The 23,990-nt window shown below is 67.0% G+C and carries 20 protein-coding genes and 3 pseudogenes; 14 read left to right on the top strand and 9 right to left on the bottom strand.

Going from position 1 to position 23,990, the window contains the following annotated elements:
• The first annotated feature begins 65 nt into the window (after positions 1-65).
• From IPN92_00800 to IPN92_00765, 8 genes and pseudogenes are all read left to right on the top strand, one after another.
• Complete coding sequence (locus IPN92_00800; GenBank protein MBK8636864.1) at positions 66-1,022, top strand: MoxR family ATPase; 957 nt, start codon at positions 66-68, stop codon at positions 1,020-1,022.
• Positions 1,023-1,024: 2 nt separating this feature from the next.
• Entirely contained in the window at positions 1,025-1,942 is a 918-nt protein-coding gene (locus IPN92_00795) for a DUF58 domain-containing protein (protein MBK8636863.1), read from the top strand.
• 3 nt (positions 1,943-1,945) lie between these two features.
• Positions 1,946-2,512 (top strand): DUF4381 domain-containing protein, encoded by a 567-nt coding sequence (locus tag IPN92_00790; GenBank protein ID MBK8636862.1) that lies wholly within the window; start codon positions 1,946-1,948, stop codon positions 2,510-2,512.
• The gene (locus IPN92_00785; protein ID MBK8636861.1) at positions 2,505-3,545 is read left to right on the top strand and encodes a VWA domain-containing protein; all 1,041 of its coding nucleotides are present in this window, start codon (positions 2,505-2,507) and stop codon (positions 3,543-3,545) included. The genes IPN92_00790 and IPN92_00785 overlap by 8 nt, the downstream gene beginning before the upstream one ends.
• A complete protein-coding gene (locus tag IPN92_00780; GenBank protein ID MBK8636860.1) occupies positions 3,538-4,560 on the top strand; it encodes a VWA domain-containing protein in 1,023 nt (340 codons plus the stop codon). The genes IPN92_00785 and IPN92_00780 overlap by 8 nt, the downstream gene beginning before the upstream one ends.
• Positions 4,561-4,565: 5 nt before the next feature.
• Positions 4,566-6,329, top strand: a complete 1,764-nt coding sequence (locus tag IPN92_00775) for a tetratricopeptide repeat protein (GenBank protein MBK8636859.1) — start codon at positions 4,566-4,568, stop codon at positions 6,327-6,329.
• Positions 6,330-6,432: 103 nt separating this feature from the next.
• A complete protein-coding gene (locus IPN92_00770; protein MBK8636858.1) occupies positions 6,433-8,445 on the top strand; it encodes a BatD family protein in 2,013 nt (670 codons plus the stop codon).
• 90 nt (positions 8,446-8,535) lie between these two features.
• Positions 8,536-9,244 (top strand): annotated as a pseudogene (locus IPN92_00765) (nucleoside recognition family protein).
• A 61-nt stretch (positions 9,245-9,305) separates the two neighbouring features.
• Here the strand turns inward: IPN92_00765 and IPN92_00760 are convergent.
• The 4 genes from IPN92_00760 to IPN92_00745 all read right to left on the bottom strand — a co-directional run bounded on the left by IPN92_00760 (position 9,306) and on the right by IPN92_00745 (position 10,786).
• Positions 9,306-9,569, bottom strand: coding sequence for a hypothetical protein (locus IPN92_00760; protein ID MBK8636857.1), 264 nt, complete (start codon positions 9,567-9,569; stop codon positions 9,306-9,308).
• Positions 9,566-9,766 (bottom strand): hypothetical protein, encoded by a 201-nt coding sequence (locus tag IPN92_00755; GenBank protein ID MBK8636856.1) that lies wholly within the window; start codon positions 9,764-9,766, stop codon positions 9,566-9,568. Before IPN92_00755 ends, IPN92_00760 begins: the two co-directional genes overlap by 4 nt.
• A 166-nt stretch (positions 9,767-9,932) precedes the next feature.
• On the bottom strand, positions 9,933-10,373 hold the full coding sequence (locus tag IPN92_00750) for a phosphate-starvation-inducible PsiE family protein (GenBank protein MBK8636855.1): 441 nt from the start codon (positions 10,371-10,373) through the stop codon (positions 9,933-9,935).
• A 26-nt stretch (positions 10,374-10,399) separates the two neighbouring features.
• Complete coding sequence (locus tag IPN92_00745) at positions 10,400-10,786, bottom strand: hypothetical protein (GenBank protein ID MBK8636854.1); 387 nt, start codon at positions 10,784-10,786, stop codon at positions 10,400-10,402.
• A gap of 43 nt (positions 10,787-10,829) precedes the next feature.
• On the opposite strand from IPN92_00745, the pseudogene IPN92_00740 reads away from it, so the two are divergent.
• Positions 10,830-13,614, top strand: a pseudogene (locus tag IPN92_00740) (class I SAM-dependent DNA methyltransferase).
• Between the two features lie 143 nt (positions 13,615-13,757).
• Here IPN92_00740 and lexA read toward each other — a convergent pair.
• A complete protein-coding gene (gene lexA, locus IPN92_00735) occupies positions 13,758-14,222 on the bottom strand; it encodes a repressor LexA (GenBank protein ID MBK8636853.1) in 465 nt (154 codons plus the stop codon).
• Between the two features lie 368 nt (positions 14,223-14,590).
• Here lexA and IPN92_00730 point away from each other — a divergent pair, with 368 nt between their 5' ends.
• The 4 genes from IPN92_00730 to IPN92_00715 all read left to right on the top strand — a co-directional run bounded on the left by IPN92_00730 (position 14,591) and on the right by IPN92_00715 (position 17,947).
• A complete protein-coding gene (locus tag IPN92_00730; GenBank protein ID MBK8636852.1) occupies positions 14,591-15,244 on the top strand; it encodes a CDP-alcohol phosphatidyltransferase family protein in 654 nt (217 codons plus the stop codon).
• Positions 15,241-15,903 (top strand): 1-acyl-sn-glycerol-3-phosphate acyltransferase, encoded by a 663-nt coding sequence (locus tag IPN92_00725; GenBank protein ID MBK8636851.1) that lies wholly within the window; start codon positions 15,241-15,243, stop codon positions 15,901-15,903. Before IPN92_00730 ends, IPN92_00725 begins: the two co-directional genes overlap by 4 nt.
• Entirely contained in the window at positions 15,900-16,847 is a 948-nt protein-coding gene (locus IPN92_00720) for a phosphatidate cytidylyltransferase (protein ID MBK8636850.1), read from the top strand. Before IPN92_00725 ends, IPN92_00720 begins: the two co-directional genes overlap by 4 nt.
• A 278-nt stretch (positions 16,848-17,125) precedes the next feature.
• Entirely contained in the window at positions 17,126-17,947 is an 822-nt protein-coding gene (locus IPN92_00715) for a hypothetical protein (protein MBK8636849.1), read from the top strand.
• 241 nt (positions 17,948-18,188) lie between these two features.
• Here IPN92_00715 and IPN92_00710 read toward each other — a convergent pair whose 3' ends face one another.
• The 4 genes and pseudogenes from IPN92_00710 to IPN92_00695 form a co-directional block, all read right to left on the bottom strand.
• The gene (locus IPN92_00710; protein MBK8636848.1) at positions 18,189-18,509 is read right to left on the bottom strand and encodes an SOS response-associated peptidase family protein; all 321 of its coding nucleotides are present in this window, start codon (positions 18,507-18,509) and stop codon (positions 18,189-18,191) included.
• Positions 18,509-19,431, bottom strand: a pseudogene (locus tag IPN92_00705) (AAA family ATPase). Before IPN92_00705 ends, IPN92_00710 begins: the two are co-directional and overlap by 1 nt.
• Before the next feature lie 429 nt (positions 19,432-19,860).
• Complete coding sequence (locus IPN92_00700) at positions 19,861-22,752, bottom strand: hypothetical protein (protein ID MBK8636847.1); 2,892 nt, start codon at positions 22,750-22,752, stop codon at positions 19,861-19,863.
• 506 nt (positions 22,753-23,258) lie between these two features.
• Positions 23,259-23,474, bottom strand: coding sequence for a hypothetical protein (locus IPN92_00695; protein ID MBK8636846.1), 216 nt, complete (start codon positions 23,472-23,474; stop codon positions 23,259-23,261).
• Between IPN92_00695 and IPN92_00690 the strand changes: the two genes are divergently transcribed.
• The gene (locus IPN92_00690; protein MBK8636845.1) at positions 23,469-23,879 is read left to right on the top strand and encodes a transposase zinc-binding domain-containing protein; all 411 of its coding nucleotides are present in this window, start codon (positions 23,469-23,471) and stop codon (positions 23,877-23,879) included. The two genes, IPN92_00695 and IPN92_00690, sit on opposite strands and share 6 nt — an antisense overlap.
• Positions 23,880-23,990 lie beyond the last annotated feature (111 nt).

Genomic DNA, 23,990 nt, shown 5'->3' with positions numbered 1-23,990 from the left:
GCCAGTGCCATGCCGTCCGCCGTTCGCGGGCGTGATTGTCTGAATGAACCCGGAAGCCGTAGCTCATGACCCCCGCCGATCTCTCCCACGTCCGCGATCACATTGCCTCGCGCATCATTGGTCAACAAAGCTTTGTTGACAGCATGCTCATCTGCCTGTTGAGTGACGGCCATCTGCTGGTGGAGGGCATGCCGGGCCTGGCCAAGACCACGGCGGTCAAGGCCCTGGCCGAGTCCCTGGAGGGCGACTTCCACCGCGTCCAGTTCACCCCGGATCTGCTGCCCTCGGACCTGATCGGCACCGACATTTACCGCCACGAAAAGGGCGAGTTCGAATTCCGCCCCGGCCCCCTCTTCCATAACATCCTCCTCGCCGACGAGGTCAACCGCGCCCCGGCCAAGGTGCAGTCGGCCCTGCTGGAGGCCATGGCCGAGCAGCAGATCACGGTGGGTCAGCGCACCTATCCCCTGCCCAAGCTCTTCATGGTGCTGGCGACCCAGAATCCGGTGGAGCAGGAGGGCACCTATCACCTGCCCGAGGCCCAGCTCGACCGCTTCCTCATGGAGGCGGTGGTCGAATACCCCAGCCGCGACGAGGAGCTCAAGATCCTCGCCCTGGACCTGGCCCAGCAGAAGGCGAGTCATAAGCCCCCCGTCAAGCGGCTGACCCAGGCGGAACTCTTCGCCATGCGCCGGGACGTGGCCGGTCTCTATCTGGACCCCAAGCTCAACAGCTATATCGTGGATTTAGTCCAGGCGACCCGTAACCCCCGGGTTTATGACCCGGACCTGGCCCGCTGGTGCCGTTTCGGCGCCTCGCCCCGCGCCAGTATCGGCCTGGCCCGCTGCGCCCGCGCCCGCGCCTGGCTCGAGGGCGATCCCTTCGTTGCCCCCCATCACATCCAGTCCGTGGCCCCGGAGATCCTGCGCCACCGCCTGCTGCTCACCTTCGAGGCCGAGGCGGAAGGCATCACCACGGACGATTTCATCGCCCGCCTGCTCAATCTGGTCGCCATTCCCTGACCTTGAGTCTCTATCCCCGCCTCGATGACCTGCTGGAGCTGCGCCATCAGGCCCACACCCTGGGCCTGCCGTCACGCCATCTGGTCAATTCCTCCTTCGCCGGCCTCTACGCCTCCGTGTTCCGGGGCGCCGGCGTCAATTTCGAGGAGGTGCGCGAGTACCGCGAGGGCGATGACATCCGCTACATGGACTGGAAGGTCACGGCCCGCACCAACGAACCTCACATGAAGGTCTTCCGCGAGGAGCGCGAGCGCTCGGTGGTGCTGTGCGTGGACAAGGGGCCCCACATGAGCTTCGGCACCCGCGGCACCTTCAAGTCGGTGCAGGCTGCGCGCGCCGCCGCCCTGGTCGGCTGGGCGGCGAGCCGCCTCAACGATCGCGTGGGCGGCCTGGTCTTCGGCGACCCCCTCGCCGGGCTCCAGCACTTCCGGCCCTCCCGGGGGCGCCGCGCCCTCTGGCAACTGCTCCGGGCCCTGACCGTGCCCGGGGCCGAACAGGAGGCCTCCATCGACTGCCTGGGCATGGCCCTGCGGCGCGCCACCAGCGGCATCCCCACCGGTTCCCTGGTCTTTATCATCGCCGATCTCAACCGGGATCCCCTGGAACTGGAGCCCATCCTTGGCACCCTGATCCAGCGTAACGCCGTGGCCCTGATCCCGGTGGACGATCCTGCAGACTGGGAGATCCCGGCCATGGGGGTGGCGACCTTCACCGGTACCGATGGCACCCTGATCGAGATCGATACCGACGACCCCCAGGCGCGTCTCGACTATCGCCAGGCCTGGCTGGAGCGCCGGGCCCTGTTGCGCGCCATGACCTACCGGCTTGCCGTCACCCTGCTGCCGGTGCGTACCGACGAAGAGATCCATCTGTCCCTGATCCACCATCTGGAACAGCGGGCCCGGGTCCGGGCGATCTAAACCATGGCCACCGAGATACCGCCCATCGCCCAAGACATCGCCCTTCAGTTGCGCGACATCCGTGGCATGGACCCCGTCTCCTGGTGGCCACCGGCCCCGGGTTGGTGGCTGCTGGCCGGGGCCATCCTGCTCCTCATGCTGCTGGCCTGGCGCTGGCGGGCAAGCCTGCGGTTGCGCATCCCCCCCATCCCGGTGCTGCGGATCGGCTCCTGGCGCTGGGACGCCGCCCGCCAACTGCGGGCCCTGCGCCAACGGGCCGCGACCCAGGACCCCAAGCTGACCGCCGGCGACTTGTCGGAACTCCTGCGCCGGGTCGCCATGGCCCGTCTGGGGCGGGATGCCTGCGCGGGCCTGGCGGGCGAGGACTGGCTGGCCTGGCTGGCGGACCAGGACCCGCAGGGCTTCGACTGGCGGGGCAAGGGGCGCCCACTGCTAGAGGCGCCCTATGCCCCGCCCAACCCCAGCAGCACCCGCCCGCCGGCCAATGGTGGCGGGTCCCCGCGAGCCTGGCTCGAGCTCATCGACGCCGCCTATCAGTGGGTCCTGGTGGAGGATCGCCGGCATGTTTGAGTTCGGTTGGCCCTGGGCCGCGCTCCTGCTGCTGGTACCCTTTCTGCTGCCCTGGCTGTGGCCCGAGCGGCGCGAGCGGGCCGAAGAGGTCCTCGAAGGCCAGCGCCTGACCCTGCTCCATCCTCATCCGGAGCGGCTGCGGGCCGCCTATCGCACCCTGCGGCCGGCCCGCCAGATCGCCGGCTGGGTCCAGCGGGGTTTGCTCTGGCTGCTGTGGACCGCCCTGGTCCTGGCCCTGATGCGGCCCCAGTGGCTCACCCCCCATACCGAAGTCAGCTCACCGGGGTACGACCTGCTGCTGGCGGTGGATGCCTCCCATTCCATGGAGGCCCTGGACTTCAGCGCCCAGGGTCTGCCCATCAACCGCATGGCCGTGGTCAAGGGCGTCATGGGGCGCTTCATCGATGGGCGCGAGGGCGATCGGGTCGGCCTCATCGTCTTCGGTAGCCAGGCCTTCGTCCTCTCGCCCCTGACCCTGGACCGGCATGCCACCCGCCAACTGCTCGACGGCGTTGAGGCCAATATCGCCGGGCCCGGCACGGCCCTGGGTGACGCCATCGCCCTGGGCGCCAAGAAGTTGCGGGAACGGCCGGAGGGTTCGCGCGTCATGATCCTGATCGCCGATGGCGACAACTCCGCGGGTGGCTTCACGCCCCTGGAGGCGGCCACCCTGGCCCGGGCCCTGGGGGTGCGCATCCACGTCATCGGCGTCGGCAGCGAGGACAAACGTATCCCTATCCCCGAAGCGGGCGTGATCACCTATCGCGAGGACCTGACCATGGACGAGGGCACCTTGCGGGACATCGCGGACGCCACGGGCGGGGCCTACTTCCGCGCCACCGACGCCCGCGCCCTGGAGGAGATCTCGCGGCGCATCGATGACCTCGAGAAGACCGAGGCCGAGGCCCGCACCGCCTACCTGCCGGACCCCCTCTACCGCTGGCCCCTGGGGCTGGCCCTGCTGGCCCTGCTCGGCCTGGGGCTCTTCCCCGAGGGGCGCAAGCGTTTCGCTCGGAGGGTGGCGAGTGACTGAGGCCAGCTTCCATTTCGCCCAGCCCCTCTGGTTCTGGGTCCTGCTGATGCCCCTCCCGGTGGCCCTCTGGCTGTGGCGCAGCGCCGCCCGCGCCGCCCGGGGGCCCGTGCATCGCTACGCCGATCCGCATCTGCTGCCCCACCTCACCGGCACCCGGGAACTGCGGACCCGCGAGCGCTGGGGGCGCTTCCTGCTCTGGTCCCTCCTCTGGTCCCTGCTGGTGATGGCCATGGCCGGGCCGCGCTGGGATTATACCGATGTCCGCCTCTTTCATCCGGGGAACAATCTACTGATTTTGTTGGATATATCCCGCTCCATGCAGGTGGGTGACACCGCCCCGAACCGGCTGGCGCGGGCGCGGCAGGAGATTCAGGACCTGATCCAGCACAATCGTCAGGTCCGTCTGGGTCTCATCGCCTTTGCCTCCGTGCCCCATGTCATCTCCCCCATCACCGAGGATACCCAGACCCTCCTCAATAGCCTGCCGGCCCTCTCCACCGATCTGACCCAACTCCAGGGCAGCCGCCTCCTCGGGGCCCTCGACCGGGCCGAGAACCTGCTCTCGGGCCTGTCCGAGGGCAGTGCCCGCGCCATCCTGCTCATCAGCGATGGCGACTTCGATGAGCCGGGGCTGGAGGAACGGGTGCGTGACCTGGCGGCCGCCGGCATTCACCTGCACGCCCTGGGGATCGGCAGCGAGGATGGCGGCCCCGTGCCCGGTCGCGGTGGGGGCTGGCTGACCGATCGCGGCGGCCAAGCCATCGTCTCCCGCCTCGACGAAAAGCGGCTGGAGGGACTCGCCGAGGCCGGTGGCGGCACCTATCTTCGCGCGGATTACCGGGATGACGACACCCTCGCCCTGCTTGAGGCCGCATCCGTCGCCCAACTGCCCGCGGAGGCCAGCGACGAGCGGACCCGGATCTGGAACGAGCGCTTTTATCTGCCCCTGCTGCTGGTCATGATCCTGCTGCTCCCCCGGTTTCGTGGGCGCGGCGGCTGGAGGCGTAAGTCGTGAAGGGTATGAATCCCTGGCCCCTTTCCTTGGCCCTGGTCCTGGCCTCCTCCGCCCAGGCCGGCTGGTTCGACAACGCGGAGCAGGAGGCTGAGGCGCGGTTCAAGCAAGGCGATTATGCCGGCGCGGCCGAGGGCTCCGCCGATCCCTACCGCCAGGGTGTCGCCCTCTATCGAGCGGGACGCCATGCCGAGGCCGCCGACGCCTTCGCCCACAACCAGCGGCCCAAGCTGGCGGATGATGCCGCCTACAACCTGGGCAACGCCCGCTTCCAACTTGGTGATTTCGCCGGGGCCGCCGAGGCCTACGAAGAGGTCCTGGGCCGCAATCCGGCCCACGCCGACGCCCAGCACAACTTATCTCTCACCCGATCCGTCCTCGCCCGCATCGATCAGCAGAAGTTCGAACAGGAGAAGCGGGAGCGGGAAAAGGCCGATCGCCAGGAAGATGCGGCGAAGGAGTCCCAGGAACAGCAGCCGGAAAAGCAAGACAAGCAACAAAAGCAGGAGAAGCAGGAGCAAAAAAAGGGGGAGCAAAAGCAGGAAAAGCAGGAATCGGGCGAGGAGCAGAAAAAAGAGTCGCAAGAATCGAAAGACTCCAAGGAGTCTCAGGAAGGACAGGAATCCCAGGAGGGCCAGGAGTCCAAGCAAGGTCAGGAGTCCAGCCAGGGGCAGGAATCGCAGCAAAGCTCCGGTCAGCAATCCGGGGACAAGTCCTCATCCGCGGGTGAGTCCAGCGAGGACAGCCAGGGCGGCGAAGGCGAGAAGCAAGAGGAGACCAGCGGTAAGGGTGAGTCCACCGAACAGAAAGAGTCGGGTGGCTCCCAGTCCCAGACCGAGGAATCCAGCGAGGGCCAGGAATCCAGTAAGGAGCAGACCCAGGGCAAGCAAGGCGAGGATAAGCAGGCCGCCGATGCCGGCGGGCAACCCAAGGAAGACAAGCCGCAGGACAAGGCGAAAGCCGGCGAATCCGCCGATGAACAGCAGTCCGCCCGGGATGCCGCGGGTAAGGATTCCAAGCAGCAGGCCAAGGAGCAGGAGGCTAAAGGCAAGGAGGCTAAGGACAAAGAGGCTAAGGACCCGCAGGCCGGGGAGAAGGATGCCAAGGAACAACAGGCCAAGGAGAAGCAGGACAAAGAGAAACAGGCGGGTAAGCGGGACCAGGGCCAGGACGCGGGCTCCCAGGAAGGTCAGGAGCAAACCGAGGAGGCCGGCGGTGCCAAAGAGGAGCGGAAAGCCGAGGGGAAAGAAGGCGGTGAGGAAACCCGGGACCAGGCCTCCGGAGGGGGCGACCAGGAGCGCAAGCCCGAGGAACCGGGTCAGGGTGAGACCCAGGCGGAGATCGAGGCCGGTCAGGCCAAGGATGAGCGGCCCGATGCCCAGGGTCGGGTCGACAAGCCCCAAGCGCCGGGGGAGGAGCCCGGTCCAGGCGCGGGGGAGAAGCCGTCCCAGGCGGGCGGTACGGGCGAGCGTCGCACCCAGGAGCCCGGTATGAGGCCCCCGGAGGGCGCGCCCGAGCCGGGTAGCGCGGATGCCGTGGATCAGTTCGACCAACTGGGCGAGCAGCCCGCCCTGGACGCGGGCGCGGCGGGGACCGCCGTCGGTGCCCTCGGTGGCCAGCCCAGCTCGGGCCCCGGCGCTGGCATCCTGGAGCAACGATTGGGGCAGGTGGAGGGCGACCCCTCCGAGCTCATCCGTAACCAGTTCCAGATCGAGGAGATGCGCCAGATCCGCGCCTCGGGTGGCCCGCCCCGCGAGACCCGGCCTTGGTAGGCCTCCCGGGTTCCCGGGAGGTGTGCTGGGTCCTCACTCACAATCTATTCCCGTTGGCGGGAGGGTCGGGGCCCATCCACCAGCGGCACGCGGAGACAACCGAATGCAGCGGGTGATGACGGCGGCAATCGCGCTACTCGCGCTCCTGAGCGGGGTGGCGGAGGCTCAGCAGCCTCCGGGCTATGGCCCGCCATATTTTTCCCCCTACCCGCCGCCACCGCCCTACGGCAGCTACCGGCCCCAGGATCCCAGCAATGCCCGCGGGGTGCCGCCGGCCCAGTTGCCTCCCGGCCAGCCGGCCCGCCAGGCCAGCCCGCCGCCCCCCGCGGAGACGACCGCGACGCCCTCCGCGCCCGCGGTGGCCCCAGGCAAGCCATCCTCCAGCGTGGCCCCGCCCGGAGCAATGGCCTGGCCCGGTTTCCCCATGGCCCCGCCCGGTTTCCCGGCGCCAGCCATGCCGTCAGGCCCTCCGCCCCAGGCTCCGGCTCAGGTCGCGGCGCCAGCTCCGTCTCCCGCTCAGGTCCCGGCTCAGGTCGCGGCCCCAGCTCAGGCTCCCGCTCAGGCCCCGGCCCAGATCCCACCCTCGGCGCCAGCCCCAACCCCAGCGGCCGCGCCATCCGCCGTCTATCCCTATGGTGCCTTTCCCGGCTGGTCCCCGCCTTATGCCGCGCCCAGTGCCTCCCCCTGGGGCCAGCCCGCCGCGCAGGCGGCGCCCCGCGCTCCGCGCCTGGAAGTGGAGCTGGGCGAGCGCCAGGCCTATGTGCAGGAGAATGTCCTGCTCCGGCTCAAGGTGATCAGCGATCAGAGTCTGACGAAGGCCACCCCGGAATTCCCCGACGCCAACGACCTGATCCTGCAAGTGCTGGGGGAACCCAAGGCCAGCTCCCGCACGGCCCCGGACGGCCACCGCGAGATCGTCACTGAATTCATCTATGCCCTCACCCCCCTGCGCGCCGGGGACCTGAGTCTGCCGGCCCCGCGGGTAACGGGGGAGATGGCGGGGGATGCCTATGGCCGTGCCCAGCGTTTCGATGCCAGCGGTAGCGAGGGTATCCGGTTGCAGGTGCGACCGGCCCTGACCAGCGTTCAGCCCTGGCTGCCCTTGCGGGCCCTGACCCTCAAGGCCAGTCTGGATGACCACCCGATCAAGGCCGGGGAGCCCGTCTCCCTGATGCTGGAACTTGACGCCATTGGCGCCACCGGCAGTCACTTGCCCAGTCTGGAGTCCTTCCTGGAGTCCTCCGACTTTCGCGTCTATCGGGAACAGACCCTGACCGAAGCCAAGGTCTCCGCCGACGGCCAGCGCCTGGAGGGCAAGCGCATCGAGCATTACACCCTGGTCCCCCGCGCCGATGGCCGTTTGCATTTGCCGGAGTTGCGCCTGCCCTGGTGGAATGTGGCCACCGGCAGCCGGGAGTGGGTCGGCTTGCCCGCCAAGCTGGGGGGCGGCACGATCGAGGAGGCGAGGGGGGGGGGGCGCGGGGAGGAGTCGGGCTCCGGATCGGGCTGGCTCTGGCTCAGCCTCAGCAGCCTCCTGCTGCCCCTGATGGGTTTTGCCGCTGGCCTCCGCTATCGGGGTCGGGTGGGATCCACCCGGCAACGCGAGCCTTTGGGCGCGGGCTGGGGACGGCGCGCCTGGGCCGTGGCCGGCCTGGCACGCCGGCGGTTGGAGCGGGCCCGTGATCGCCTCCACCCGGCGCCACTAGGGCGGCGACTGGGCCGGCATCTGCGGGGCCTGTTGCCGGCGTCGAGCCGCTTCCTCTTTTGCCTGAGCGCCGCCAACCGGGAGCGGGAGCCCGCGGTCTGGGCGCGGCGCTTCCAATCCGAGGCCTGCCGCCATCTGCCGACGGCGGTCCAGACGCCAGGGGCTGGCGTGCTCCCCGGTTTGGCCGGCCAGGTCTTGCGGCTGAGGCCCGGCGCCGACCCCGACCAGGTCATCCGCCTACTGCGCCAACTGGACGGGGCCCTGTACGGGGGCCAGGATATCGATTTTGGTCGCTGGAAGCGGGACTTCGCCCGCCAGGTCGGCCGCGTCCAGGGCCTGCTGCGGACCCGTGGCGGAAAGCCCCGCCTGGAACGTCCCCGGCTACCGGCCCTCAATCCCAGCCCCGTCTGAAGGGTCCCGCGGGAAAATGGTCGAAGCGTCAGCCCCGTCGCCAGGCGCCGGGATTGGCCGATTGTCCAGACGACTATCCGCTAAATGCCGATGGACATCCTGATCGACATCATCCTTAAGGCCGGCCGTTCCGCGGTCGAACTCTCGTTATTCGTGCTGTTGCCGGTGATGGTGGTCATGCTGTCGCTGATGCGCCTGCTTGAGGCGCGTGGTGCGCTGGACTGGTGCGTCGCCCGGCTGGCACCGCTGCTGGGCGGCCTGGCCGCGGCGGCGGCGACCTATTATCTATTCGGCCGCCGAGGCAAGGCTGGATGAAACCCTGCATCACCCGGTCGCCGACAGCGCCAAGGGGGTACTCGACGTCATCAACCGCGCCGGCGCCGAGGCCTTCAAGATCGCCGTCGGCGCCATCCCGATGCTGGTGCTGTCGCTGGTCGTGGTCACCGCACTGAAGCGCTTCGGCGTCATTGACCTGATCACGGAGGCCTTGACGCCACTGCTGGGGCCGGCCGGCATCGACCCGGTGCTGGTCCTGCCCAGCCTGACCAAGTACCTGGCCGGCGGCACGGCGATGATGGGGGTGATGGACGAGATGCGCCGCGCCGGCCAGGTCAGCATCGAGTTGCTCAACGCCAGCGCAGGCTTCCTGATTTCGCCATTGGACCTGGTCGGGGTAGCGATCCTGATCTCGGCCGGCCGTCGGGTCGCCGCGGTCTGGAGACCCGCGGCCCTGGGTGCCTGCGTCGGCATCGCATTGCGTACCCTTGGCCATGTCGTATTCGCAGCGACCATCCCTTAGCCAGCTTGACGACGCCTATGTCCAGACACTGGACGCGGAGGCGTCTTCACCAGCGCCACCGTCACCCGGTTCGTTCAAGCAAGCGATCATATTCCTCATGGTGGCCAATCCAGACCCAGACATAACCGTCTGTGTCTTCCATGGCGAGTGCTCGATAGTCGCGACCAACACGAGCGGACCAGAGCTTTCCAACTTTCTTGAAGCGCAATGACGGGTGACGTGGGTTCTCTTTGAGGATCGCGAAGTTCTTCCGGGCAATTACCTGGATCGCTACCGGTAACGCATAGAAGCCAATCCAGAAGCGTACCGTTGTCCTGTGCTTCACAGACTGCCGAGATTCCCGGCCCTCTTCTCCTCAAGGGCTTCCTCGATGAGGAAATCCAGTTTTCCCGCGGCCGAGTCTCTGTCGATTTCTTCGTCCCAAGCCTGCCAGTCACGCTCGGACAACCAGTGGGTGAGCTTGGTGTACTCCCCGTGCGGCAGGGCCTCGATGTCTGATTTAACTTCTTCTAAGGTTTTCATGGAGGTGATCTTTTTTTGTCTCAGAACTGACCTGTGAATATTCCCAGAACCCCGGACTATGGGCTCTTCGGGCCGTCCGATGAGGTCGTCCAGGTCAAAGACCCGGGTCAGTTCCTCAGGGCGACGGGCGGAGTCGGGCCGACCTGCTCGGACCTCAGGGCCGGCCTTACTGGATGGGGTGCCCGGCCGAATCGTCGGACTTGGATGACCCGTAGGGGAAACGCATGTGACCGTAGCGGATGACCAGGACCGCAATGGCGATGATCAGCACCCCGGTGGCCGTGGCGATGATGTCCCAGGGCCCCAGATTCTTCATATCAAGGATCAGGTGCCGGGCGAGTGCCACCATGGCGATGTAGAGCGGCATGCGGATAGGCAGGGCCCCGGACTCCAGGTAGACCCCGACCATGGCCAGCACCTCCAGGTAGATGAACAGCAGCAGCAGGTCGGCCAGGGTGACCTCCTGGGCCGCGACCATTTTCAGCAACTCCTGGCCGCCGGCGATCAGGGTCGCAGCCGAGATCACCACCAGGCCGACGATTTCCAGGGCGCCGAGGATGGACCGGCTCAGGGCGACGACGCGGGGATTGGGTTGCTGGGAGGACATAGGATGATGATAGCGAACCCTTGGGGCTAGGGGAAATGTCTGGCCCCCTCGCCTTCGGCCCAAGTCTTCCGGCCGTTGATGAAAGTCGGGGTCAAGAGCGGTAGCAACCCGAGCAGCAGCCAACCCTTAAGCTGTTCGTCGCCTAATCCCCCGAATCCCCAGATCGCGCAAGGTATCGTCAGCAAAAAAAGCAGGTACAGTCTCAAGTAAAGCCGCCAGTAGGGTGTTGTCGGATGGCGCCAGGGCGCGAGACGGCGTATCGCCCAGATGGCGGTGACGAAGACCAGTAAGCCAGCGCATCCCGCGGCTATCTTTCCCTGGGCCAGAAATACCAGCGCAACGATTGCGACCCACAGGAAGCCGCCAATCCAGCCCCACGTCCAGCCAGCCTTTTCGCCTTTGCGTTCTACCATGATGTATTCCACTGCTTTTTAACCACTTACCTAACCGGACCCCATGACCCCCGACCACTCCATCACCAAATGGCGGGACGCCACCCTCAAGGAACGCTCCGCCGCCCAGGAGCATTTCCTCGACCTGTGCCGCCTCCTCGACGAGCCCGCCCCCGCCGAGGCTGACCCAACCGGCGCTTGGTTCTGCTTCGAGAAGGGCGCGGCCAAGGCCGGCGGCGGCGACGGCTGGGCGGATGTCTGGCGCCGCAACTGCTTCGGCTGGGAGTACAAGGGAAAGCACACAGACCTCAAGCTCGCCTTCAAGCAGCTCCAGCTTCACCCCGGCGCTGGAATACCCGCCGCTCCTGATCGTCTGCGATCTGGAACGCATCGTCATCCATACCGCCTTCACCGGGACCGTGCCCGGAGGTGCATGTCCTGGCCCTGGAGGATCTGCGCGACGCCAGCCAGCGCCGGCTGCTCAAGTGGGCCTTCACGGAGCCCGAGCGCCTGCGGTCGGGCCAGACCACTGCGGCCCTCACCGAGGCGGCGGCCGTCCGCTTCGGCGGCCTCGCCCAGGCGCTGCGCGCCCGCGGGCACGACCCCTGGGCGGTTGGTCACTTCTGCATCCGGGTCCTGTTCTGCCTGTTTGCCGAGGATATTGAGTTACTGCCCCGGCAGATGTTTACCCGGTTGCTGGATGCTGGGCTTAAGGACCCGGCGAGCCTGTCCGGGAATGCTGGGGACCTGTTCGGGGCCATGCCCAGCGGCGGCCGGATCGGCTTCGAGCCGGTGGAGTGGTTCAACGGCGGACTCTTCGATTCGCGCGATGCCCTACCTCTGGAATTGGCCGACATCAAGATGCTACGCGCCCTGGCCGGGCTCGACTGGTCGGCCATCGAGCCGAGCATCTTCGGCACCCTCTTCGAGCGCGGTCTCGACCCGGACAAGCGCAGCCAATTGGGCGCCCACTTCACCGACCGCAGCTCGATCATGCGGCTGGTCGATCCGGTGGTGCTCGACCCCTTGCGGGACGCCTGGACCGCTCAGAAGGCCATGATCGCGGCCCTGACGGCCAAGGCCGCCGCCGCCAAGTCCCCGTCCGCTCGCACCAAGGCCCAGAACGCGGCATATGGACTCCTACAAGGCTTTCTGGCCCGCCTCGCCCACTTCCGGGTCCTGGACCCGGCCTGCGGCTCCGGCAACTTCCTCCTGCTGTCACTGCTGGGGCTTAAGGACCTGGAACACCGGGTCATCCTGGAGGCCGAGGCCCTAGGTCTGTCGCGAGCCTTACCGATGGTTGGCCCGGAATGCGTGCTGGGGATTGAACTCAATCCCTACGCCGCCGAATTGGCCCGTGTGACGGTCTGGATCGGGGAGATTCAGTGGATGCTGTCTCACGGGTTCTCGTTGTCGAAGCACCCGATCCTCAAGCCCTTGCATACCATCGAGCAGCGGGACGCCATCGAGAACCCCGACGGGACGGAACCGGGGTGGCCGGCGGCGGATGCGATCGTCGGGAATCCGCCGTTCTTGGGTGGGAGCAAGAAGCGCGGCGCCCTGGGCGACGCCTATTTCGAGGCGCTCGACCGGCTCTAGGCCGGGCGTGTGCCGGCCGGGGCGATCTTCAACGCATGGAGCGACGAGCCTTGGATCAACGAGGGCGCAGCGGTCCGCGTTTCGATGATATGTTTCAGCGCACGGGGTAACGGGCAGTCAGTGCAGTTGAATGGGGCCGGAACCGGCACTGTGAATGCCGATCTGACGCCGTCGATGGATGAGACAGGGGCATCGGACCTGACGCGCGCAAAGGCACTGAAGGAAAATCGCCACATTGGCTTTCAGGGGACCAAGAAAGGAGCGGCATTCGACATTTCTAGGGAACTTGCAGAGTCTTGGATGTTTAGTCCAAATCCGCATGGAAGATCGAACACCGATGTTCTCAAGCCCTGGATGAACGGCATGGATATCACGCGTCGGCCATCAGATACCTGGATCATTGATTTCGGTGTACGCATGACGGAAGCCGACGCAACCCTTTACGAGGCGCCGTTCTCATACGTTGAACAAGCGGTGAAGCCGGTACGGCAGAAGAATCGCAACCCATCGTTACGTAATCTCTGGTGGCGACACGAACGGCCCTGAGAAGACATGATGGCCATGTTGGCTACCATGTCCCGCGTGGTGGCGACGCCCCGCGTCGCAAAGCACCGGATCTTTGTCTTGTTGGACGCGCGTATCGTTCCCGATAGCCAGATTATCGTAATCACCAGAGCCGACGACACCACGTTTGGCGTCCTGCATTCGCGGATTCATGGGCTTTGGGCGCTGGGCTTATGTACCTGGCTTGGTGTCGGCAACGATCCCCGCTACACCCCACCACCACCTTCGAGACCTTCCCCTTCCCCGTCGGCCTGACCCCCGCCGACACCGCTGGCCCCACCGAGCCTCTCGACTCCGGCATCATCCTCCCAGCCGTCGCCCCCGATCGCCGCCCGGTCGCCCCCGATCGCCGCCCGGTCGCCGTGGCCATCGCCGAGGCCGCCCACCGCCTCTACACCCTGCGCGCAAACTGGCTCAATCCCCCGGAGTGGGTGGATCGCGTCCCCGAGATCGTTCCCGGCTACCCGGACCGGCTCATCCCCAAGCCCGCGCACGCGGCCGAGTTGAAGAAACGCACCCTCACCAACCTCTACAACGCCCGGCCAGCCTGGCTCGACCACGCCCACCAGGCCCTTGATGCGGCGGTCGCCGCCGCCTACGGCTGGGCGGACTACGGGCCGGAGATGGCCGAGGAGGGGATTTTGCGGCGCTTGCTGGCTATGAACCTAGCGCGGGCCGCGGGCTGAGGGGTTGGAGCCTGCGCAAGGGTCGGGTGATGGCCGCACCGCGAGACCCCTAAGGCTTCCGTATGCGCCCCCTAATCATCTTCCCCAGCCCCAGCCCATCCAGCAGCGTGGCCCCACCAGCGGGGGGAGGGATGCGGCCAACATCAAGCCGTCATCCGCACCACCCCGGTCACAATACCCAGGATTTCGATCTCCTCATGGCGGAGATAGAGCGGCGCCATCTCGGGGTTGGCCGGTTGCAGGCGGACCCCCGCCGCTTCCACATAAAAGCGCTTGAGCGTCACCTGGTGGCCGTTGATCAAGGCCACCACGGTCTCGCCATTCTCGGCGGTCTGGCGTTGTTCGATGACGATGATGTCCCCGTCCTGGATCTGGTCGTCAATCATGGAGTGGCCCCGCACCCGCAGGGCATAGCTGGCTTTGCGGGTCATGTGACTGGGGACCCGGATGGTTTCCTGCTCTTCGGGGGTTTCCACGGGCCGGCCCGCACTCACGTAGCCCAATAAGGGCACCTCAATCCCGGGCTCTGCCTCCAGTTCCAAGGGTTCGAGGCGGGGGTCCCAGGACAGGTGGGTCCGTTTGGGCATCATGTAAATGACTCGGGTCATCCGGGGGCTCCAGAGCAGGGCGGTAGGTCGTTGGGGATAGGATACCGCCGCAGCTACTGCTGCGGGTATTGCCGTGCCGCCCACAGCCCGTCCTGATCAGCCCGGCCCGCAGGCGTCGCTTGTCAAGCGCCTCCCAGCGCGTCTACCATGTCCTCGCGCCGGTCGCTCGTGGCCGCTCGCGCGGTTAGATTTCCTAATACCTGCGCTGCACGCCATAGCACCTCGGCGCGGTACGGGATGCATTCGCACGGGGACGGTGGGAACGAAATTAGGACTGCAGACGCCGGCGGCGGGTCTCCCGCGTACTAAACCGGCACCCGCCGCTCGATAGCGGCTAAGCTTGGCCCGAACTGCCACCCGGAGTCGCCATGCCACCTGCCCCGCCCGCCCGCCGTCCCTTGACCAGCCGCGACAGCCGCTGGGCCCGCGTCCTCGCGACCTGGCTCGCCCATCGGCGGGTCCCGCCCAACGCCATCTCACTCGCCAGCCTGGGCTTTGCGACCCTGGGCGCCGCCGCCCTGCTGGTCGCCCCCGGGACGACCGGCGGGGCCAGGTCCGCCCTCTTCGTCCTGGCCGCCGTCGGCATCCAGTTGCGCCTGCTGTGCAATCTGCTGGACGGCATGGTCGCGGTGGAGGGGGGCCTTGGATCTAAGTCCGGAGAAATCTACAACGAGGTCCCGGATCGCATTGCCGATCCCCTGCTCCTGGTCCCGGCGGGTTATGCGACCGGTTTCGCCTTCGGGCCCGAGCTGGGCTGGCTGTGCGGCCTGCTGGCCCTGCTGACCGCCTACATCCGGGCCATGGGTGGCTCCGCCGGTCTGTCCCAGGGTTTCCAGGGGCCCATGGCCAAACCCCACCGCATGGCGGCCCTGACCCTGGGATTGGTGGCCGCCGCCCTGATCGTGCCCCTGGGGCTCGACGGGACTGTCCTGCTGGCGACCCTGACGGTCATAGCCCTGGGAGCCCTGGCCACCGCCTGGCGGCGGACCGCGGCCATCCGCCGCGCCCTGGAGGCGCGATGAACCAGGCCGCGATCTATGTCCCGCCACCCAGGTCGCGGACCGCGGACCTGGCCGCTGGCCTCCTGGTCGCCCTGACCCGCCTGGTCACCGGGGCCCATGCCCGCTGGGTGGGCAGCGCATCTGGACCGGAGGCGATCCAGCAGCTCTATTTCGCCAACCATTCCAGCCACCTGGATGCCCTGGTCTTGTGGGCGGCCTTGCCCCCCGCCCTGCGCCGCCTGACCCGCCCAGTGGCGGCGGCGGACTATTGGGACAGGCCCGGGTTGCGGGGCTGGATCGCGCGGGAACTGCTTAACGCCGTCCTGGTGGACCGCGGCAGCGCCCAGGGCGGGCGCGAGGCCCTGGCCCGCCTGAGCCAAGCCCTGGCCGAGGGGGCCTCACTCATCCTGTTCCCGGAGGGGACCCGGGGCGACGGGGTCACCATCGGCGACTTGAAGCCCGGGCTCTACTTCGTGGCGAAGGAGCGCCCGGACCTGGACCTGGTCCCGGTGTACTTGCAGAACCTCTGCCGCATCCTGCCCAAGGGCGAGATACTGCCGGTGCCGCTCCTGGGGAGCAGTACCTTCGGCCCGCCCCTGCGTCTCACGCCCGGCGAGGGGCGCCGAGCCTTTCTGGACCGGGCGCGCAGCGCCCTCATCGCCCTGGGGGGACAGCAGTGAACGTCGTCTGGGACCAAGAGATCGTCGCCCTGCTCGCGGGCATCCTGGGGCTGCTGGTCCTGGCCAGCGCCATCGGCTGGGTCCTGGGGCAACGGGTCCAGGCCGAGGCCGGCCAGGCGGTGGTGGTCAACCTGAACGCCCGGGTCCGGGCCTGGTGGGTGATGACGGCGGTCTTCGCCGCGGCGCTGGCCACCGGCGGCATAGGCTCGGTGATCCTGTTCGGGCTGACCTCCTTCATCGCCCTGCGGGAGTTCATCACCCTCACCCCCACCCGGCGGGCCGACCACCGCACCCTGTTCTGGGCCTTCTTCGTCTTCGTCCCCGTCCAGTACTGGCTGGTGGCTACCCAGTGGTACGGGCTCTTCGTCATCTTCATCCCGGTCTATGCGTTCCTGTTCGTGCCGGTGCGGAGCGTCTTGGCAGGGGACACGGAGGACTTCCTCGCCCGCACCGCCAAAATCCAATGGGGGCTCATGGTGGCGGTCTATTGCGTGAGCCACGCCCCGGCGCTGCTCATGCTGGACATCCCGGGCTATGCGGGGGAGAACGCCAAGCTCCTGCTCTATCTCATCGTGGTGGTGCAGTTGAGCGATGTGCTCCAGTACGTCTTCGGCAAGACCCTGGGCCGGCACAAGATCGTCCCCAAGGTGAGCCCCAACAAGACCTGGGAGGGGACTGTCGGGGGCATTGCCGCGGCGACCCTGATCGGCACCGCCCTCTGGTGGGTGACCCCCTTCAGCCCCTGGGAGGCGGCGGGCATTGCCCTGGTGGTCAATCTGGCCGGCTTCGCCGGGGGCCTGTGCATGTCCGCCATCAAGCGCGACCGAGGCATCAAGGACTTCGGCAGCCTGATCCAGGGCCACGGCGGTGTGCTGGACCGCATCGACTCCCTGTGCTTCGCCGCGCCGCTGTTCTTCCACCTGGTGCGCTATCTCTACACCTGATGTTGGCCCGGTGCACTGGGACTATGCTGAGCTGGCGGCCCGGGCCTGGCGTCGGGCCCAACGGCCGAGCGCCCAGAGTCTGGTCGCTGGCCAGGTGCCCGGAACGGATCGCGACCAGGCCCTGGCGCGGTTGGCGGGGGTGGAGTGGAGCTGGCAGCCTAGGGTAATACCCTGGATCCAAGATGGCTGAACGGCGGTTTTCTCCCCGTCGTACCCCGTCACTCCGATCTCGCCTCAACCCACCTCCTATCACGCCATTCCAGGCGAGGATTATCGCCATGCCCAATCCTTCCTCAGTCACCCCCGTTACGACGAACGCGCGCGTCTTTATGTGGGCGGCCTGCGTCTTCGTCGCCGCGGCGGGGGCCTCGCTCTTCCTGTTGAGCGAGCAAACGAGCGATTTCTTTGCCTGGACCATCAAGCCCCCCGTTACGGCGGCCTTCCTCGGCTGTGGCTACCTCGCGGTCGCCACGGCCCTGGTGCTGGGGTTGCGCGAAGCGGACTGGGCACGGGTGCGGGTGGGTGTCTGGGTGGTCGCCACGGGGCTCGTCTCGATCCTGATCGCTACTCTCCTGCACCTCGACAAGTTCCATCTGCATAGCCCGCTCTGGACGGCCAAGGCCTGGGCCTGGAGTTGGCTCTTCCTCTATGTTGCCCTGGTCCCCGGCCTGCTGGCCGCACTCTGGACGCAGTGGCATCAACCGGCGGCAGCGCCAACACCGGGGACGCCCCTGCCCGCCGGCCTGCGTCTCGCCCATTGGGTACTGGGCGGCCTGATGGCGGTGATGGGGGCAACGCTGTTCGTGGCCCCGGGGAGTGCGGAGCAACTCTGGCCCTGGTCCCTGACCCCACTGACGGCGCGCATGGTCGGCAGCTTCTATCTGGCCATTGGCGTGAGCCTCTTCGCCGCGGCGCGGGAGAACGATTACCCCCGCATCCGGGTGGCGAGCTTCGCCTACTTGGTGTTTGCCGCGCTGCAGCTCGTCACAGCCCTGCGCTACCCGGTCGTGGACTGGCTGGCCCTGCCGGGGCTGATGCTCGCCGCGGTGTTGCTCGCCCTGTTCGCCATCGGGAGCATCGGGGTGCGCGGCGGGCGGTGACGGCTGGCAATCGCGGCGCGTCTGGCGTTCAATACTGCGGATGACCGCACTTTGGGAGACGGGAAATGGGTATGTTCGATTCGCTCTATATCGAGCTCGATGGCCGGGAGACCGAGGTACAGACCAAGCGCTTCGACTGCGCACTCACCCGCTATCGGCCGGGCGATTGTGTCGATGGAGCCACACCCGGGGTGCGGGTCTATTTCGATGAGCTGGACCTCGACGCCGGCGGGAACCTGGTTTACGGACGCTCGGACGAGGCAGGCCGATCCCTGGCCCTGTTCGTCGTCCTCGCCCACGGGGTCTTCGTCGAGTACAGCGTCAGCGAAGGCCGTCTGGGCCCACCCGCCATCCAGGAGCGGATTGCGCAACTGCGCGAGCGCTGGAGCGACTCGGCGCGGCTGCTGCGGATTTCCCGGACCACGCTCCTGCAACTGTGCGCCCAGCGGGAGCATCCCAGCCAGGTTGCCCAAGACCGCGGTGGCAGGATCAGCGACATCCGGTCATGCACCGGCGCCACCCTTCCCTGGGCGGCGGTGGTCAGGCAAAGGTGCCCGCCCATTAGGCCGCCCGTCGCTCATCCCCCTGCTTCAGGCGGCACTCCGCCGCCAGCCGTCGCAAAAACTGCTCCGGCGTCAGGTCCTCCTCCTCCTACAGCAGCGTCCGTTGCCGGCAGACGTTGGCAAAGTCCCCCGGCGTTAGCCCCGTCAGGGCCTCCAGATGCCGGGCAAGGAGTTCCGGCACCGGCGCCGCCTCATCCGCCAGCGCCTCTCGCGCGAACAGGGCCCGCCGCTGGGCCCCGTTCAGCGCCCGGAAGTGCAGCTTGAAATCAAACCGTCGCAGGGCCGCCTGATCGATGCCACTCATCAGGTTGGTGGCGGCGATGAAGATGCCCGGAAAGCGCTCCATCTGCTGCAACAGTTCGTTGACCTGGGTACGCTCCAGGAGTGACGGGCCTCGCGCCGCTCCGCGAGGAAGCTGTCCACCTCGTCGAGGAGCAGCACCGACCGTTCCGGATCGCGCTCCCGGAACAGTTTGTCCAGGGTCTGCTCCGTCTCGCCCACCCATTTCGATACCAGGTCCGAGGCCTGGCGCGCCACCAGCTCGCGGTCCAGGGCCTCCGCCAGGATCTCGGCGAAGGCGGTCTTGCCGGTACCGGGCGGGCCATAGAAGCAGAGGCTGCCGTGGCCCCGCCGCGCCAGGGCCCGAACGATGGCGCTGGGGGTGACGTCACCCGCCAGGTTGAGGAAGGCGACGTCGAAGCGGGTCGCCGCCGACCGTCGCCGGGGCGCGGGCGCGCCGTGGAGCAGGGTGCGCAGGGCGCAGACACCCTCGCGCACCGCCCGTTCCGGCGCCGTCGTCGGGCAGAGTCCCAACAGCCGGCGCGCCGCCCCCAACTGGGCCGGGGCCAGGGCCTGATCATCCGCCAGGTCGTCCAGCAAGGCGGGGGCCAGGCCGCGGTCGCCGAGGTGATGCTCGGCCATCTGGCGACGCACCGAGCGCGGCGGCGTGCAGCAGGCCACCGACAGCAGGTAGTCCCGTGGGATCTCCCTCGGCAGGTGGTCCCAGTCTCCCTCGCCAGAGAGCGAGTCTTCTTCCTTGAGCGCCACCCGCAGGGCCTGGAGGAGGTCCTCATCGCACGACACCGCCCAAGTGGCATCCCCGCCTCGCCCTGCTGGTCCAGCACCACGGCGGGTTGGCCATAACAGCCCCGCAGACAGGCGCCGTGGTCGGCGATCTGGCCCCCAGTAGGCCACAAAAAAATGCGGCGCCGTGGTGGCGCCGCAGTCGTTTCATTGAGATCCCCCTTCTAGGTTCCGGCCGGCCCAGTCCCCGGGGTCCATCCCGGGGTGGACCCCGGCTCCTTGGCCAGAGGCCGGCCGGTCGAGGGGATGCTATCCGCCCCCCTTCGTCTACTGACCCTTGCCACCCCCCCCGCCGGTCTTGTTGGGGTTCTCGATATCGTCGAGGAACAGGATGCGGCGGTACCAGGCGTCGCTGTTGTACACCTCGCCTAGATCCGTCTCCTGCCACTGGTTCCAGGTGGACTGCAGGAACATGCCGCTCGGGGTCATCTCCAGGCTCGCCTCTCCGGAGAGCAGGTCCTTGTTGGCCTCGATGCCGTCGAACTGCGGCATGACGTACAGCGGAGTTGCTACGAGGGTTTCCTCCACCGTTGTGTTCCACAGGTGCGGGAAGCCCGTGTAGTTGTCGCCCCAGTTGACGGCCTGGGAGTAGTACAGGTTCAGGGGGGTGGCCTCGCCGCCCAGGGCTACGGTGGAGTTGTCGCCAGTCTCATAGACGATGGCATAGCGGGACGGGTCGCGGGTGTCGTCGTCCTCATACACGATCGGGAAGTCGAGCTTGCCGTCGCCGTCCGGGTCGAAGCTACCCGAGGGCGCATAGCGCGGGTCGAGCACCGTGGTCTTGAGGCTGGTCAGCACCGAGAGATTCCGCGCCTTCTCGAAGGCACCGGCGGCGTAGTCCGTGCACACCGGGGTCGTCAGCAGACCGCCCGTGGCGTTGCGGAAGATCTCGCAGGTGGTGGTGCCGTTTCCACCCAGGGGCAGGGCTGCCGGGGTGGTGGTCCAGGTGACGCCTCCGTCGAACGACCGCCGCGCATACAGGTTGTACTGGTCCTTGCCGATGGCGTTGGTCTTCCAGTTGGGCGACCAGGCGTACATCAGCATGACGAAGTCCTTGTCCAGGAAGCCGCGGTGACCCTTGGCCACGTCCATGGGGTTCTCCCAGGACTGGTCGTCGAGCTGATCTACCTTTTGGTCCCAGGTCTGAACCTTGGGTACCTCGATCGAGGTGCCGTCATCGTTGACGAAGTCTGGGTCAACCGTCGGGGTTCCCCCATCACCCACGTAGGTGCAGGCGATGTCACAGGTGACCGGTATGGTGGCCGAGACATTGATGGCAGGCGACATGCAGAGGCCGTCCAGATAGTTCGGGTTGAGTCCGTCTGTAAACTGCCATTCATCGCAGGCCATGTTCTTTTCGTCGTAGGGATTATCCACGGCGGGATTGAACAAGGCGGGGGCGACGAAGCGCCGGGCCAGGATGTCCGCGGGTCCGCCCTGGTTGAGTATCCCCTGCTTGAACAGCGGCATGGCCGAGAGCTTGGAGTTCGAATCCACCACCTTGCCCAAGGGCTGGACCATCAGGGCCGCGCGACGGGCAATCTCCGTCTCGTAGAGCGATGCCTGGACCAGCAGCTTGTCCTTGATGGCATCGATGATAAACAGGTCGGTGAAGGTGCCGTCTTCCCAATTCACGGCGGGTTGATTGAGCTGGAGGTTCTGCCGAATGACCTCCGGCTTGCCGAGCTCGAAGCTCACGTAGCGGGCGTTCTTGCCGATCTCGGCCGGCAGATCCGTGCCGTCGATGATGTCGTCATCGTCCAGGTCGAGCTCACCAAGGGCCTTGTTCTCCTCATAGGCGATGACCGTCCAGGCGGAATAGACGTCATCCTCGCTGTCCGGGGTATCGCCGCCGGCCTTCCTATAGGATTGCAGCGAGATACGCGGCCGGGTCGCGGCGGTCTGGCCGTTGAAGACGCGTCCATCGTCTGCAACGCAGGCCTCAACCGTTTCGCCCTGCTTATTCACGTAGGTTACCGTGTTGGTGCCGTCGCAGATCAGGTCGTCGGCAGCGCCGTCGCCGTCGAGATCCAACGACGCCGTGCAGTAAGCCTTGGTGTCATCGGGCGAACACTTCTCGTTGTCGGTGAGCCGCACTGGGATGGCCATGGGGACCACCACCCTGGGTCTACCCCCCGCTTCCAGCACCTCCTCGAGTTCATCCGCAACGCCGTTGTCGTCGATGTCCATGGCGTCGAAGTTGGCCCAGTCGATCCAGCTATACCAGACGTCGGTGCCCTTGTGGGCCACGGCGCCGCTCCAGCCCTCGCCGGGGCCCTCGCCGTCGCCGGGGCGTAGTCCTTCCGGGTCCTCCTGCCAGGAGACGGCGCAGCCGGCTTTCAGGGCGCAGGACACCTCGATGCGGTGGGCGTCGCGCACCCCGGAGGTCAGACGCTCGGGTAGGCGCCACAGCACTACCGACTTGCCGGTCGTCTCGTCCTGCTGAATGGTCCCACGGGCGGTCCAGACGCACGAGTAAGGAACCTTGCCCACCGCGGCCCAGGCGTCCGTGTACTCGACGTAGCCCTGCTGGCCGCGCACGCCGAAGAGATCCTGGTAACCGATGCCAGTGAGCGGATCGAGGTTCTCGGTCGACACAGTTCCGTCTGTCGGGGCCAGCAGATAGGCGGGCTTGCCACCACCGCACATGCGGCTGATCCAGATGGCCAGGACCCTTCTGCCCGCCATGTGGGTGTACATGCGCGTGACGTCGCCATAGTACGTAAAAGGCTGGCCTTCAGTGGTGATGGTGATCTCCTTGGTCCCGGATCTGGACAGATTCGTCCGCATCCAGGAGGCGCCATCGTCGAGGGAGACGGCGGCCCAGGCGTCGCGCTGTCCATGTCCAATGAAGCCCGGCACCTCGTCGACGCCATCGACGTGACCATCCGTGTAGTTCACGATGAGCGGCTTGGCCTTCGTGCGACTAAACAGCTCTGCGCCGAGATAGTCTTTGTAGACGATGTCCGTCAGCAGCGTCCCATCCGACTTCTGAGCCGGCACATAGAATTTGGCCATGTTGATGCCCGCGAACTCCGTCTCGTAATCGGGCGTTCTCGACAAATTCTTGCGCAGCAGCAGGCCGTCGTCCGCCGCGAGACCGGCGGCGACCACGAGAAGAACCGCCGTGGCGACGGTCTTGCGTTTTGGTGTCTTCATTGCATTTCTCCGTCCGGCGAAGATTCCAAGAGAGCAGATGCCCCGGGCAATGCGCGGGCGAACGTCGGAATCCCCTGTTCGCCGCGAGCACGGTAGCCCAATGAAAGGCTAGACCTCGCACGGAAAGGCTGGTATCGGACAGAGACTGAAGAGGTAGTAGTCGTTTGTCCTACACGGTCCTGCGATGAGGTGCGGGCTTGGGTAAATACGACACTGCAACCTAAGCCGCGAGGCTCAGTCCGTGGGCGCGTGGCTTGCCCGCGCGCTACTCGCAACCCATGCGTTATCAGATAGATACGATGCCCCAACACTTAACGCAGACAGAGCCAACAACAGAGACACTCAGGCAGCGGATCGGGAGTGGGCTGCGCTGCCGGTGATGTGCCATCGTCGGCCGGGCGTAGCGGCGGGGCACGTCAACAACGGCCCGCCCCGGCAGTTCCGGACGATGGACACGCCCGAGGAAAGGGCGAGGCTCAGCGTCCGCGGGAGACAATCGGGGAAAATCAGATGGCGCGGGGTTGGGCCAGGTCCTCGAGGCATTGATCAAAGGGGCTCAGGATGGCATGTCCGGCGCCAAGCCCGAGATAAAAACCTCGGAGCGGCGGGTCGTCCGGGCCTTCGTAGTTGTAGCGGTCAGCCTCGAAGACCCACTGTGCCCAGACGGCGTACAGCTTGGAGCCGCCGGGGTTCATCTCCACGTCGGCCTCGCTGGGGTGCATATCGCTGCGGGTATTCAGGCGATCGAACTCGTCCTGATGGCCTTTTCCTACAAGGGGCGCGGCGCTTGCCCGTCGTGCAACGCCCGGCGCATGGCTGAGACCGCCGCCCACCTGGTCGATCAGGTCTTCCCACCCCTGCCAGTGCGGCAATGGGTGCTGTCGGTGCCCAAGCGCCTGCGCTGGTACCTGGAGCGGGAGCCTACGGCGGTCACTGCCTACGGCATCTTTATCCTGCGGGTGGTCGAGGCCCATCTGCGGGAGCGCAGTCCAGGGGCCTCGCCGCAGGCGCGCCTCGGGGCGGTGAGCTTCGTCCACCGCTTCGGTGCGTCACTCAATCGCCACCTCCATTACCACGGCGGTATCCTCGACGGCGTGTTCGAGCCGCTCGAAGCCGGTGGGGTCTAGTGCCGACGGGCCCTGGCACTGGCGGCGGCCAAAACCCCAGTTTCACCCGCAGCCGCGGCGACCAAGGCTCGCTCCTCGGCGCACGACCCGTGGGCCATGCTGATTGCGCGT

The sequence above is a fragment of the Chromatiaceae bacterium genome, assembly GCA_016714645.1.
In the GTDB taxonomy this organism is placed as follows: Bacteria; Pseudomonadota; Gammaproteobacteria; order Chromatiales; family Chromatiaceae; genus M0108.
The sequence above is the reverse complement of the archived record's forward strand: the minus strand, read 5'-3'. Positions and strand labels throughout refer to the sequence as shown.